This is a genomic window from Afipia massiliensis, from assembly GCF_014203115.1.
Classification (GTDB): domain Bacteria; phylum Pseudomonadota; class Alphaproteobacteria; order Rhizobiales; family Xanthobacteraceae; genus Afipia; species Afipia massiliensis.
Window position 1 is genome coordinate 878,987 of the sequence record NZ_JACHIJ010000001.1, and the last position, 13,212, is coordinate 892,198.

Genomic DNA, 13,212 nt, shown 5'->3' on the forward strand with positions numbered 1-13,212 from the left:
CCGTGTGATCGAATCTCAAACCTCGATCACACGCTCCGTGAGAACGCGACGGCAATCCATTTCATACTCAAGATCCTGCACCGGCGGTCGGTTCAGATGCCAGGTCAGACCTTGCCGGAAGATGCCGCGCTTGCCGAGTTCGCTTTCGATGAACGGGAAGATGTCGTGAACGGTGTAAAGCTGCGTCGCCGTAAGCTGGCTCCAGTCGCCGCCGAACGCGCCCATGCGCCGTTCCATCTCGCCCAGAACCCATATCGCCTTCTCCAGCATCGCTGCGGGAGAGATATCCCCAAGCCGCACGGCGTGGTCGCGATAGTTCCCCTTGCCTTCAGGGGCCTCGCCGCTTCCGGCGACAACGAACGATGCTGGCGCGTTCGCCGCGACAACACTGTACGTAAAGGCATGGAAACTAGGCGTCGACGGCGGATCGATTTTCGGACACACGTTGCTGCGCGCCACCGGATTGTCGGCACCGTCCCGCATCACGCCCCATTCCTTCAAAAAGCCGGTGTACTCCGCGTTGAAGCTCACGAACCCGCTTTCAGTAAAGGGCGCCGGTGAACGCAACTCGCATGCTGCGAACGCCGACAGCGGGCGACCTGCTGCTTTCAGAACCTGTGCGATCTTCTCAAATCCCTGACGCAACGGCACTGGATTCGCGAACCGCACTCGTTCGAGCGCGAAGCCTGGAAGCGCTCCAACGCCTGCCGAATACTGGCTGACACCCGGTATGAAACGATAGCCACTGTCGGGCGCTTCAACGGTCTTCATCATGATACCTCTTCTAGCTTCTGAGAGTTGAATTGTGGTCTTGGCCTGGGATTATTCTTCCAGAACGCCGAGATAGGCGTCGCGAATGATCGGGTCGGCCAGAAGTTCGGCGCCCGAGCCCGATCTCACGATTCGGCCCATGTCCATGACAAAGGCCGCGTGGCACAAATCCAGCGCCGTTGTGACATCCTGCTCGACCAGCAGGATCGACATGCCTTCGGCATTGAGCGTACGCAGCGCGGCGACAAGTTGCTCCACCAGCAGAGGCGACAGACCGAGTGACAGTTCGTCAATCATCAGAAGCTTCGGCGCGCTCATCAGGCCGCGTCCGATGGCACACATCTGCTGCTCTCCGCCGGAGAGCGTCGCCGCGGCCTGATTGCGCCGTTCGGACAGCTTCGGGAACGTCGTATAAACCCTGTCCATATCGCGACTGATCTCGGCGCGCGACGCGGTACGCGAATAAGCACCCATCAGAAGATTGTCTTCGATGCTCATTGCGCCGAACAGACGCCGCCCTTCTGGCACGTGAACAATGCCGCGTGAAAGAATCCGGGCAGCGGTAGCGCCTGCGAGGTCCTCGCCGTCCGATCGATAGGAGCCGGACTGAACCGGGATCAGACCCGACAGCGCACGCATCAGCGTGGTCTTGCCCGCACCGTTAGAGCCGATCAGCGCCGTAATCTCACCCCTGCGCACCGCGAGATCGATGCCCCATAGCACCTGCACCTCGCCATAGCCGGCGCGCAAACCTTGCAATTCGAGAATGGGAGCAGCATCAACCATGGGCGGCAGCCCTCTGGGCATATTGCTGACCGAGATAGGCTTCCACGACGGCAGGATTCTTGATCACATCGCGCGGCTGACCGTCCGCGATCAGCCGCCCGTTGTGCAACACAACGATCCGCGTGCAGACATTGAGCACGACTTTCATCAGGTGCTCGATCATCACGATGGTAATGCCACTTGCTGCCAGTTCGTGAATGAGCCGGGTCGCACGTTCCACCTCAGCGCTGTTCAACCCGGCATTGACCTCGTCCAGAAACAGAAGCTTCGGCTTCATCGCCAGTGCCTTTGCGAGTTCAAGCCGCTTTCGCATCGCCAACGTCAGCGTCGCCGCCGGCTGGTCGGACTGCGCTTCGAGACCGACGAAAGCCAGACGCTCACGGGCCGCCTCACGCGCCGACTTCAGGCTTTCATTCGGCTGCGAAAACAGCGCGGCAGCAGCCACGTTGTCGAGAGCAGAGAGTTCCGCGAAGGGCTGTACGATCTGAAAGGTTCGAGACAGGCCGAGGCGCGCGGACTGGTAGGTCTTCACACGCGTGATGTCCTGCCCCGCGAATGTCACGGTTCCAGAACTCGCCGGGGTGACGCCGGTAACGACATTGACGAGCGTGGTCTTGCCGGCGCCGTTTGGGCCGATCAGGCCGAGCACCTCGCCCTTGTTGATGCCGAGCGAGACGTCGCTGAGCGCCTTGAGGCCGCTGAAATTGCGGGAGACTGATTGAAGCCGGAGAATCTCAGACACGCTTCGGCCTCCATGCAAGAAGTCGATCACGCAGCGACATCAGTCCGTGCGGAAGGAACAACAGCAGCGCGACGATGAGAACGCCGAGGACGCCGCTATGGATCTGGATGTAGTTGCGCCAGACCACCTCCTCCAGACCGAGATAGACGAGCGCACCGATAACCACACCAAGCGGCGAACCGAGCCCACCAATCAGCGCCATCACGATCGGCTTGACCGAATAGAGAATGTCGAACACGTCCGACGGATCGATGTAATGGACCCACGCGGCATAGATGCCGCCCGCCGCGCTGACGAAGCATGCCGAGAGGCCAAACGCGACGCTCTTGTAGAGCGTGGCGTTGAGACCAATCATGTTGGCGGCGGTCTCATTCTGCCGGATGCACGCGAGTCCAAAGCCGAGCTTTGACCCCGAGACGACGAGCACCATCAAGGCGGTACCGAGCAGCAATGCCCACATCGCATAAAAGAAGAAGGTCGCGTCCGATATCACACCGGCTGCGGATGTCAGCGGGATGTTCAGGCCCATGCCGCCGCCGGTGAGATCGGTGGCATTGTTGACGAGCTCGCGAAACACCTCGATCAGCGAAAGGCTTGCAATCGCGAAGTAATGTCCGCGCAGGCGCAGCAACGCGGCTCCCAGAAGGGCTGCAACCACGAACGATCCCACCCATGCGGCAGCCACCGCAACACCGATAGGCACGCCGCGCGACATCAAAACGCCGGTTGTGTACGCCCCAAGGCCAAAGAACGCTGCCGTGGCGAACGATGGATAGCCCGCGAAACCACCGACAATATTCCATGACAAAGCGAGGATCGCGTACATGCAGGCGATCGTGCCAAGCCTTAGCGCATACGCTCCACCGAACATCGGCAGCGCGGCGATACAAGCGATTAGCACCAGCAGGATCAAATTCGACCGGGTCATTCGAAGCCCTTTCGGCCAAGCAGGCCCTGGGGGCGGACGATCAGGAAGATGATCAGCAAGACGAATGACAACGTCGTCGCATGCGCCGGACCGATCAGCGTGGAGCCAATACCTTCGATCAGGGCCAGCAGAATGCCGCCGGCCAGAGCACCCGACACACTGCCAAGGCCACCAAGAACGCAGACAACGAAAGCCTTGCCGAGATAGGCCGTGGAGGTCAGCGGCGAGATCGGGAAGATCAGCGCCATCAGCACACCAGCGCAGCCGGCCAGTGCCGCACCGAGGCCGAAGGCAATCGCGTAGATCGACTTGACATCGACACCCATCAGCGTGGCCGCGTCACGATCGAGCCTCACCGCAACGATAGCTCGCCCGACACGCAATCGGCGCAGGATCAGATAAAGCACCCCCGTCAGCGCCAGCGCGGACGCGGTCGCGATCAGCCGATCGACCGGAACGACAACGTCGAAGAATGAGATCGACCCCATCGGCGGCGTCAGCGTCAGCTTCCGGTAATCAGCCTTGAAATAGTAGATCATCGCGTTGTTGAGGATCAGATCGAGGCCGAATGTCAGCGTCAGCGTCACCAGCACCGGCGCGGTGATCACACGGTTAAGAATGATACGTTGAATGAGGTAACCGAACGCAAAGAACAACGGCGCCGCGATGAGAAGCGCGTACCACGGCGAGAGATGGAGTGACTGATAAAGTCCCCAGGCCAGATAAGCGCCGAGAACGATGAACGAGCCATGGATCAGGTTGATGACGTTCAGAACGCCCCAAACCAGTGAGAAGCCGATCGCAATACATGCGTAAAGGCAGCCCAGCACTAAAGCATTGATCAGAACCTGGGCCGCCAGCATGTGATGTCCTCGCCTCCGCGCCCGTGGATCAGTTCACGCCGAGCTTGAATTCGCCCTGCTTGATCAGCGCAGGCGAGAGCACGACAGGCTTGCCGCCCTGAAGCTGGAATACCGGCGGCTCCAGCGAGTTGATCTGCCCTGTCGGACCAAACTTCACGGGGCCGAAGAACGTCATCACGTCAAGCTTGGCGAGTTCGTCGCGCACCTTGTCCTTGTCGAGCGACCCGGCCTTCTCGATCGCCATCTGGAACAACGCTCCGGCGACCGAAGCCGACGCCTGCGCATAGTCAGGTTCGGATTTGAACTTTTCCTTGAACAGCTTCACGTAGTTTGCCGTGGTGCCGAAAATGTCCTTGCCAGAATACTGCGCGGCGGGATGCCACCAGGCGGCGCTGGTGATGTTTTCTCCGCCCGCACCGGCGGCATCGATGAACTCCTGATAGGCCGGACCCGCGATCATCGAAACCACCGTGGCCTTGATCTGCTGATCAGCCATCTGCTTTTTCACCAGCAGCAGATCGTTGATATAGCCGGTGACGAAGATCCATTGCGGAGCCAGCGACTTGATCTGCGACAGCGTGGCGGAGTGATCGAGTGTCCCGATCGCATACTTCTCGAAGTACGCAACTTCGAGACCGTTGCCCTTCGCCGATTTTTCCATTTCCTGCGCGATGGCAAGGGGGAACAGATCGTTCCGCGCCAGAATCGCGACCTTCTTCACGTCCGGCGCCTTCGCCTTGACCATCTGGGTGAGCGGTGTGGTCAGCGTGTCGTTCGGCGTGAAGGTGCCGAACAGGTATTTGTAGCCCTGGTCGTAAACCTGCGCCGACGAGGCGGTCGCGGCGATGGTCGGCACCTTGTACTTTTCGGAGACGCTGCTGCCCGCCTTCGCGGCGCCCGACCCGAACGGGCTGAACAGGAAATTGACGTTGTTCTGGGTGATCATCTGCTCGGTGGTCTGCACCGCGCGCGGCGTGTTCGACTGGTAGTCGGTGTAGACGATCTCGACCTTGTACTTCTTGCCGCCGACCGAGATGCCGCCTGCCTTGTTGGCCTGCTCGGCCCACAGGTCATATCCCTGCTGCTGCTTGATGGCCTCGGGCGCGAGCGGCCCGGTAAGCGGGAGCGGCGCTCCGAACTTGATGACATCCTGCGCCTGCGCCGCTGAGGCGGACAATCCCAAAGAGGCAGCAATCAAAAGTGAATTCAAACCACGCGAGACGAGCCGGGAGCGAGCCATCCAGATTCTCCATCAGGGACCAAGGGTACGACCTGTCGAAATCTTGGCAAAATAAGGGATCGAATAAAAGCATTGAATTTCGATGCGAACGGTCTGAAAATTAGATCGCTATGCACGACCTGCTTGATTTCAAAGCATCCCCCTTACCGGAAGAACTGGTCCGAACACATGATTGAATCAACGGCTATTCGGTACTTTCGCGAGGTCACGGTGCGCGGCTCAATCAAGCGGGCTGCGGAATCCCTGCGGATTGCCCCCAGCGCCATCAGCCGACAGGTGCAGGGGCTCGAAGACGAGCTTTCGGTCAAATTGTTCGAGCGCGGGGCGCGGGGGATGAATCTGACCAATGCCGGCCACCTGCTCTACCGCTATGCACAAGAGAGCCTGACGAAACTGGATCGGGTCCGCGCGCAGGTGGAGGAATTCGATTCGCTGCAGCGCGGTCACGTCAAGCTGGCGACCGTTGAAGGCCTGCTGGCGAGCTTCGTGTCGGACTTTGTGGTCGATCTTTCGAGGGACTACCCCGGCATTTCGATCGCGGTGACCACCGTGGGATCGCGCGGCGTCGCCGAAATGGTCGGACGGCATGAGGTCGATCTTGGGCTTGTCTTCGGCCGCGCGCCCCGCCGCGACCTGATTGAACTGGCCCGGATGCGGCAATCACTGTGCCTGATGGTTGCGCCGCAACATTCGATGGCCGGCAAGGATCATTGCGCGATAAAGGATCTGGCCGGGCTACGAGTAATCCTGCCCGATCCTTCGTTCGGTATTCGCCAGGAAATCGATCGCGCCTGCGCCAAGGCCAACATCGAACTCGATATCTACAGCGAGACCAACTCCATCGCCTTCTTACGAACGATGGCGGCCAAAACCGGTCTCGGCACCTTCCTGCCACGGAATGCGGCGATGCCCGAGCTGGTTGCGGGTACGCTGGTCGCCATCCCTATGCGCGACAAGCGACTGGAGGCAACGCAGGTCACGCTGGTGCAACTCGCGGCCCGCAACACCACACCCTCCAGCCTCCGCGTCGCGGAGTTGCTGGTCGACAGAATGAAGCAGCAGACGGACTAGCCGGGAACACTTTCCGTGGTCCGGGGCTCCATTTCAACACTGCCCGGGAACAACCTGCGCACCAGAATGTAAAAGATCGGCGTGAAGATCAGCCCGAACAGCGTGACGCCAAGCATGCCAAAGAACACGGCGACGCCGACCGCTTGACGCATTTCCGATCCGGATCCCGATGAAATCACCAGCGGAAGCACGCCGAGAATGAATGCAAAGGAGGTCATCAGGATCGGCCGCAATCTTAGCCGGCACGCCTCGATAACGGCTTCAAGCTGGTCGCGCCCCTCCCGTTCAATGTCGCGGGCGAACTCGACGATCAGGATGGCGTTCTTGGCCGCCAGCCCCACCAGCACGACGAAACCGATCTGGGTCAGAATGTTGATATCCTGCCCCATGATGCGCACGCCGATTGTCGCGGCGAGCAGGCACATCGGCACAATCAGGATCACGGCGAATGGAAGGGTCCAGCTGCCGTATTGCGCCGCAAGCACGAGATACACGAACAGCACGCAGATCGGGAAAACGTAAAGCCCCGTATTGCCTCCTGTCACCTGCTGATACGACAGATCGGTCCACTCGAATCCGAACCCGCTGGGCAACGTCTGGACCGCCAGTGCTCGCATCGTATCGATCGCCGTTGCAGAACTTGTTCCTGGAAGCGTATCGCCCTGCAACTCGGCGGACGGATACAGATTGTAACGCGCAACCCGGTCAGGTCCCGACGTATCGCGGAAATCGACGACGCTTCCGAGCAGCACCATGTCTCCCGCTGTGTTGCGGGTTCGTAGCCTGGCGAGATCCGTGGTCTCCCGGCGGAACGGCAAATCCGCCTGGGCGACCACGCGATAGGAACGGCCGAGAATATTGAAGTCGTTGATATAGGTCGAACCGAAATAGGTCTCGATCGCTTCGGTCACGCTCTGGACCGGCACATTAAGCATCTGCGCCTTCTGGCGATCGATCTCGACGAATACCTGAGGCGTGTTGGCGCTGAACGGTGAAAACACCGCTGTCAGCCCGTGAGCTTTCCGGGCCTCATTCACTAGTTCGTCAGTGGCTGCGGCAAGCAGTTCGGGACCCCGCCCCTGCCGGTCCTGCACGCTCATGGTGAACCCGCCGCCCGTCCCGATACCTGGTACAGCAGGCGGCGGCACGACGATCACAAAGGCGCCCTCGATACTCGACAGCCGCTTGCGCAACTCCGCGGTGATCACATTGGCAGTCAGGCCCTCCTTCAGCCGGATCTTCGGGTCCTCGAACACCGGAAACAACGCAGCAGCGTTGCTGGCTTGCGTCCGTGTCGCACCGGACAAGCCCGCAAAGGAAGGCACGCGTACGATCCCCGGCGTCTCAAGTGCGATCCTCTCGATCTCACGAACGACCTCGGTCGTGCGTGCGAGCGATGCAGCGCCGGGCAATTGCACGGCGACAATGACATAACCGCGATCCTGCGCCGGAATAAAGCCTTGTGGTGTGGCTACGACCAGCCAGACGGCTGAAGCAATCAAGGCAGCGTAAGCCAGCAGCATCACAACCGAATGCCGGATAACAAACTCCGCCGCAGTTCCATAACCGTGCGAAAGGCGATCGAACACACGGTTGAAAGCGCCTGTGAATTTTCCCCATCCACGCGCGATCACATTCCAGCTCGCCGGCGGCCGTTTCTCTTCATGCGGGCGCAGGATGATCGACGCCAGCGCTGGAGAAAGGGTCAGCGAACAGAAACACGATATCGCGGTGGCAACCGCGATAGTCACGGCGAATTGCTGGAAGAACTGCCCGGAGATGCCGCCCAAAAATGCAGTGGGCACGAACACCGCACACAGCACCAGCGCGATCGAAACCAGTGCCCCGCCGACCTCCTGCATGGTGAGCAATGCGGCTTCGCGCCTGCTCAGACCCGCAGCCAGATGCCGTTCGACATTCTCAACAACGACGATCGCATCGTCCACCACAATGCCGACGGCAAGCACCAGCCCGAACAGCGTGAGATTGTTGATCGAAAATCCGAGCGCCGCCATGACCGCGAAGGTGCCGATCAGCGAAACAGGAATCGCCAGAATCGGAATGATCGCCGGACGCCAACCTTGCAGAAACACAAGGACGACGATCACGACCAGGATCATCGCTTCGTAGATTGTCTTGATCAGTTCATTGACCGACTCCGCAATGAACTCGGTGGGATTGTAGCCAATGTTGTATTCGAGGCCTGGTGGAAAATCCGCCTTGAGCCTTTTCATGGCATCGGAAATGCCCTTGGCGGTAGCCAGCGCATTCGAGCCAGGCCGCTGCGACACCAGCATCGCGACCGCGGATTTCTTCAACAGAAAGCTGTTGGTTGTGTAGGCCAGCGCCCCGAGTTCGATACGCGCCACATCGCGCAGACGCACGATACGGCCATCCTCTCCGGCCTTGATGATGATGTTTTCGAACTGCTGCGGATCTTTCAAACGCCCCGTAAAGGTGAGATTGGGTTGAAACGCGCGGTCGGAAATCGGCGGTTCGGCGATCTGGCCACCGGCGATCTGTAGATTCTGGGCGCGGATCGCGGTGACTACGTCACCGGCAGTCATTCCAAGCGTGGAAATCTTCTCCGGGTCGAGCCACAGGCGCATCGAATAATCCCGCGCGCCGAAAATCTGGATGTCGCCGATGCCGTCTAGTCGGAGCAACTGATCGCGCACCTGCCGGAGCGCATAGTTGCTGATGTAGAGCTGGTCGTAGGTGTCGTCAGGCGACAGCATGAACACGACCATCAGCAGATCGGGGCTGTCTTTGCGTGTCACAACACCATTACGTTGCACTTCCGTCGGCAAACGGGGCAACGCAATCGCCACCCGGTTCTGAACCAGCACCTGCGCCTTGTCGAGATCGGTGCCCAGCTTGAACTCGACGGTGATTGTCAATTGGCCGTTCGAGGTCGCCTGACTGTAAATAGACACCATGTCCTCGACGCCATTGATCTCCTGTTCGATCGGCGTTGCGACGGTATCCGACACAGTTTGCGCGGACGCGCCCGGATATTGCGTGGTAACGATCACCGTCGGCGACGCCACCGGCGGATACTCGGCGACGGGCAAGGTGGTGTAGGCAATCGCGCCGATAATCATCAGCACGATGGACAGCACCATGGCCAGAATTGGCTGGTTGATCGACAGGCGGCCCAGATTCATGACTTACCCCCGCCGGCCGGCTTCGGCGCATGCGGCGCGACCTTCGCTCCGATCCGCGCACGCTGGAGCCCTTCGACGATCACACGATCATCCGGCGCAAGCCCTTCGCGGATCACGCGCAAACCACCGTCGAGGGGTCCAAGGGTAACCGGTTTTGCTTCCACGGTATCATCGGCCTTCACGACAAAGACGATCTTGCGGGATTGATCGGATGCAATCGCTGTGTCCGGCAGCAGCAGCGCTTCGTAGGGAGCACTTCCAATGACGCGCACGCGGGCGAACTGCCCGGGCAGGATCGACAGATCCTGATTTGGAACCAGCGCGCGGCCGCGCAGGGTTCCGGTGCCGACGTCAAGCCGATTATCGAGGAAGTCCATCGTGCCCTCGCGCGAGGGCTTGGTTTCGCCGGACAGGATAATCTGTACGGGGTTTGGCGTATCGCGCGAGCTTGGCCTCCTGCCCTCGAACCACAACCGGTTGTTTTTAAGATAGATCGATTCATCCATATCGAAATAGACATGAATCGGATCGAGCGAGACGATCGAAGTGAGCAGCGTCGCGCCGCTCTCGCTCCCCTGCACAAGGTTTCCGACCGTCACCAGATGACGACTGACACGCCCATCGATCGGTGACTTGATTTTCGTGAACTCGACGTCAAGATCGGCCCGACGCAGCGCACCCTCGGCCTGCAATACGCTCGCCTGGGCGGATTCAAGCTGCTGACGACGTTGATCGACGATGGTCTCGGCGACGGCCTGCGTCTTGATCAACTGTTCGGCGCGTGCCAGTTCGCGCTCCGCCAGTTCGACCTTCGCCTTGGCGTCGGCGAGCTGCCCCCGCGCCTGTTCCAAAGTCGCCTCGTACTGACGCGGATCGATCACGTAAAGCAGATCGCCGGTCTTGACGAAGGCACCATCCTTGAATTCGATACCCGTCACAAAGCCGGTTACACGCGCCCGGATCTGAACTTGCTGAATGGCTTCGAACCGGCCCGTGAACTCGTCCCAGTCCGTTACAGTCCGCTTGGTTGGTTGAGCGACCGTGACAGGCGGCGCACTGGCTGCGGGTTGTTGCGCCGGCTTGTCGCAGGCGGTCAAAATTGATCCGACGGCAATTGTGACAAACACCAGGAGTGACTTGTTTCGTCCGGAGCGCCAGAAACCATTAGGGATCACATGTGATCTCATAATAGAGCTCCCCTATCGTCACCGAACAGCTTGAACAGCGTTCCTGTCGAGCGAGCACGTTATCGCGCATTGATGAACATCGCCAGTGCCCTAAATCCTCCGGCGATTTAGTCGCAGCTAATCATTTTTGATTAGAAACGATCTTGCTACTCCGCGCCGTCTTCCCGCACACGAGTTCTTGTCATTGATATACTACGAATATATGCTTGGGTTGATGGAGCGGATTCTTGCCAATGGTGACGGATTGAAATCCAAGAAGGCTTCAAAGCGTGCAGCCCCAAATTCAGATATCGATGACGGGACGCTGACCGATCGTGCCTATCGCGAACTCGAGGAAATGATCGTCACCTTGCAGTTGCCGCCAGCCACTGTGCTGTCGGAGCATACGCTTGCAACAAAGCTGAAAATTGGACGCACCCCCATTCGGGAAGCGCTCCAGCGTCTCGCGAGGGACGGTCTCGTGGTCATCATGCCGAGACGGGGCATCATGGTCTCGGAAATCAATCTCCGGCTACAACTGCGGCTGCTCGAAGTTCGCCGCGAACTTGAGCGGTTGATGGCGAGGCTGGCAGCCGAGCGCGCGACCCCCGAAGAACGCCAGGAGTTCGCGGAAGTCGCGAAGGGAATGCTCGCGGCGGCTGCTCAAGCCGACGACATCGAATTCATGCGGCTTGATCAGCGATTCAACCTGCTGATCGCAACGACAGCGCGCAACGAGTTTGCCCGGCGCTCAATGGGACTGATGAACGCCCTCTCCCGCCGTTTCTGGTATCAGCACTATCAGGAGGTTGCCGATCTGCCCCTGGCTGCCAAGCTGCATGCAGCGGTCGCCGAGGCCGTTGCCGGGAAAAAGCCGAAGATGGCGGCTTCCGCTTCGGACAAGCTGATCGACTATATCGAGGATTTCGCGCGCAAGACGCTCGACACCTAAATGGTGATCTGCCGGTTACGGCGGATACCGGAAGCAGCAAGTCAAATCGTGACCGTTTCAGCCAAACATCACGACACTGCGGATGGTTTCGCCACGCTTCAACGCGTCAAAGCCCACGTTGATCTCTTCGAGAGAAATACGCCGTGAAATCAATTCGTCCAGCATCAGCGACCCATCGAGATAGGCCTGCGCCAGCATCGGAAAATCACGCCGTGGCCGGGCATTCCCATAGCTGACGCGTCGAATGCGCTTTTCCTGCATCAGCGATCCCCAGCGGAACGATATGTCCTGCTGCACATCGACCTTGCCCAGCCAGATCACGTGACCACCAGGCCTAACGGCTTCGGTTGTCACGCGAAAGGCAGCCGGGCTGCCGGCTGATTCGATCACAACATCCACGCCACGTCCGTTGGTAGCATTCTTTGCGAGCGCGACAGGATCCTCATTCGACGCATTGACCGTGCTGGTCGCACCCATCGTCATTGCGAGCGCTAGCTTTGCGGGATCGAGATCCACGGCGATGATTGTTCCTGCCCCGGCCAGACGTGCGCCCTGCACCGCTGCCAGTCCGACAGCGCCGCAACCGACCACCATCACCGTATCGCCGTGAGCGATTGCACCAAGATTGAGAGCCGCGCCTACGCCCGTCATGACACCGCAGCCAATCAGGCAAGCGCGATCGAAGGGAATGTCCTTCGGCACCGGCACGGCCTGCTGATCGGGTACGATGCAATATTCGCCGAACGATCCGAGAAACATCAACTGCTGAAGATTGCGCCCATCCGTCAGCGTTGCCCGGCTCTCGCCGTCGAAGGATCGCGCCTTTGGCCCTTCGCCAAGGTACTCTTCGCATAGTATCGGCAGATCCCGGTCGCAATAGAAGCAATGGCCGCAGTGCGGATTCCACGACAGAATAACGTGGTCGCCCTTCTTGACCCCTCGCGCCGCTGATCCAACCTCTTCGACAATCCCGGCCGCCTCGTGACCAAGGACAATTGGCATCGGGAAACGCAACGATCCTTCGATCACCTCGAGGTCGGTATGGCACAGTCCGGCAGCGCGGATACGCACCAGTACATCTGTGGGCTTCAACGCCGATGCAGTGACCGTTTCAATCGCAAGCGGTGTTTTCGCAGCCTGAAGAACGGCCGCACGGTATTGAAGCGGCATCTACGCGACCGCCTTGCCGGGATTTCCGTTGCCCAGCGCCGTGAGTGCGACATCGATATCGGACGATGTCATTTCCCATTCGTTGCCAAAATTTGCCACCACCGCCCGCATGAACGGATCAGTCATGGTCTTGGCAGCGCCTGCATCTCCAAGGTGCTCGACAAGCATCGCAAGCGCGAGTTGTCGCGGCTCCGGTCCTTCATAGCTCCATTCGAAGCCGTTTTTGGTGAACTCCGTGACATCCGTACGAGGATTCAGCGGTGCTCCGTCGACAGTCACTTTCACGCCGTCGATTGTCCTGTCGCCTACATACCGCTTCATTCTGCTCTCCTCATTCGTATCCGAGCCGAAAACTG

Annotated in this window: 12 protein-coding genes; 2 read left to right on the top strand and 10 right to left on the bottom strand. The window is 59.6% G+C overall.

Going from position 1 to position 13,212, the window contains the following annotated elements:
* Positions 1-15 precede the first annotated feature (15 nt).
* From cnbZ to HNQ36_RS04065, 6 genes are read right to left on the bottom strand one after another with little or no spacing between them, the layout of a single operon-like run.
* The gene (gene cnbZ / locus HNQ36_RS04040; RefSeq protein WP_184082628.1) at positions 16-774 is read right to left on the bottom strand and encodes a 2-amino-5-chloromuconate deaminase CnbZ; all 759 of its coding nucleotides are present in this window, start codon (positions 772-774) and stop codon (positions 16-18) included.
* Between the two features lie 48 nt (positions 775-822).
* The gene (locus HNQ36_RS04045; protein WP_184082629.1) at positions 823-1,557 is read right to left on the bottom strand and encodes an ABC transporter ATP-binding protein; all 735 of its coding nucleotides are present in this window, start codon (positions 1,555-1,557) and stop codon (positions 823-825) included.
* The gene (locus tag HNQ36_RS04050) at positions 1,550-2,299 is read right to left on the bottom strand and encodes an ATP-binding cassette domain-containing protein (protein ID WP_184082630.1); all 750 of its coding nucleotides are present in this window, start codon (positions 2,297-2,299) and stop codon (positions 1,550-1,552) included. The genes HNQ36_RS04045 and HNQ36_RS04050 overlap by 8 nt, the downstream gene beginning before the upstream one ends.
* Positions 2,292-3,227, bottom strand: a complete 936-nt coding sequence (locus HNQ36_RS04055; protein WP_184082631.1) for a branched-chain amino acid ABC transporter permease — start codon at positions 3,225-3,227, stop codon at positions 2,292-2,294. The genes HNQ36_RS04050 and HNQ36_RS04055 overlap by 8 nt, the downstream gene beginning before the upstream one ends.
* The gene (locus HNQ36_RS04060; RefSeq protein WP_046829239.1) at positions 3,224-4,090 is read right to left on the bottom strand and encodes a branched-chain amino acid ABC transporter permease; all 867 of its coding nucleotides are present in this window, start codon (positions 4,088-4,090) and stop codon (positions 3,224-3,226) included. The genes HNQ36_RS04055 and HNQ36_RS04060 overlap by 4 nt, the downstream gene beginning before the upstream one ends.
* A gap of 28 nt (positions 4,091-4,118) precedes the next feature.
* A complete protein-coding gene (locus tag HNQ36_RS04065; RefSeq protein WP_184082632.1) occupies positions 4,119-5,330 on the bottom strand; it encodes an amino acid ABC transporter substrate-binding protein in 1,212 nt (403 codons plus the stop codon).
* Between the two features lie 72 nt (positions 5,331-5,402).
* Between HNQ36_RS04065 and HNQ36_RS04070 the strand changes: the two genes are divergently transcribed.
* Entirely contained in the window at positions 5,403-6,401 is a 999-nt protein-coding gene (locus HNQ36_RS04070; protein ID WP_246395241.1) for a LysR family transcriptional regulator, read from the top strand.
* Here HNQ36_RS04070 and HNQ36_RS04075 read toward each other — a convergent pair.
* Entirely contained in the window at positions 6,398-9,568 is a 3,171-nt protein-coding gene (locus tag HNQ36_RS04075; RefSeq protein WP_184082634.1) for an efflux RND transporter permease subunit, read from the bottom strand. The two genes, HNQ36_RS04070 and HNQ36_RS04075, sit on opposite strands and share 4 nt — an antisense overlap.
* Entirely contained in the window at positions 9,565-10,755 is a 1,191-nt protein-coding gene (locus HNQ36_RS04080) for an efflux RND transporter periplasmic adaptor subunit (RefSeq protein WP_184082635.1), read from the bottom strand. The genes HNQ36_RS04075 and HNQ36_RS04080 overlap by 4 nt, the downstream gene beginning before the upstream one ends.
* A gap of 214 nt (positions 10,756-10,969) precedes the next feature.
* Here HNQ36_RS04080 and HNQ36_RS04085 point away from each other — a divergent pair, with 214 nt between their 5' ends.
* Positions 10,970-11,686 carry a GntR family transcriptional regulator gene (locus tag HNQ36_RS04085; RefSeq protein WP_246395243.1) on the top strand — a complete coding sequence of 239 codons (717 nt, stop codon included), beginning with the start codon at positions 10,970-10,972 and terminating at the stop codon, positions 11,684-11,686.
* Between the two features lie 57 nt (positions 11,687-11,743).
* Here HNQ36_RS04085 and HNQ36_RS04090 read toward each other — a convergent pair whose 3' ends face one another.
* Together HNQ36_RS04090 and HNQ36_RS04095 are read right to left on the bottom strand one after the other, a co-directional pair.
* On the bottom strand, positions 11,744-12,856 hold the full coding sequence (locus HNQ36_RS04090) for a Zn-dependent alcohol dehydrogenase (protein WP_184082636.1): 1,113 nt from the start codon (positions 12,854-12,856) through the stop codon (positions 11,744-11,746).
* Entirely contained in the window at positions 12,857-13,177 is a 321-nt protein-coding gene (locus tag HNQ36_RS04095; protein WP_184082637.1) for a DUF6166 domain-containing protein, read from the bottom strand. It lies immediately after the preceding gene.
* Positions 13,178-13,212: the final 35 nt, after the last annotated feature.

What these genes read in the sequence shown, in the direction of transcription:
- cnbZ (WP_184082628.1), bottom strand. Translation starts at nt 774, where the DNA reads ATGATGAAGACCGTTGAAGCGCCCGACAGTGGCTATCGTTTCATACCG.
- HNQ36_RS04045 (WP_184082629.1), bottom strand. Translation starts at nt 1,557, where the DNA reads ATGGTTGATGCTGCTCCCATTCTCGAATTGCAAGGTTTGCGCGCCGGC.
- HNQ36_RS04055 (WP_184082631.1), bottom strand. Translation starts at nt 3,227, where the DNA reads ATGACCCGGTCGAATTTGATCCTGCTGGTGCTAATCGCTTGTATCGCC.
- HNQ36_RS04060 (WP_046829239.1), bottom strand. Translation starts at nt 4,090, where the DNA reads ATGCTGGCGGCCCAGGTTCTGATCAATGCTTTAGTGCTGGGCTGCCTT.
- HNQ36_RS04065 (WP_184082632.1), bottom strand. Translation starts at nt 5,330, where the DNA reads ATGGCTCGCTCCCGGCTCGTCTCGCGTGGTTTGAATTCACTTTTGATT.
- HNQ36_RS04075 (WP_184082634.1), bottom strand. Translation starts at nt 9,568, where the DNA reads ATGAATCTGGGCCGCCTGTCGATCAACCAGCCAATTCTGGCCATGGTG.
- HNQ36_RS04080 (WP_184082635.1), bottom strand. Translation starts at nt 10,755, where the DNA reads ATGAGATCACATGTGATCCCTAATGGTTTCTGGCGCTCCGGACGAAAC.
- HNQ36_RS04085 (WP_246395243.1), top strand. Translation starts at nt 10,970, where the DNA reads ATGGAGCGGATTCTTGCCAATGGTGACGGATTGAAATCCAAGAAGGCT.
- HNQ36_RS04090 (WP_184082636.1), bottom strand. Translation starts at nt 12,856, where the DNA reads ATGCCGCTTCAATACCGTGCGGCCGTTCTTCAGGCTGCGAAAACACCG.
- HNQ36_RS04095 (WP_184082637.1), bottom strand. Translation starts at nt 13,177, where the DNA reads ATGAAGCGGTATGTAGGCGACAGGACAATCGACGGCGTGAAAGTGACT.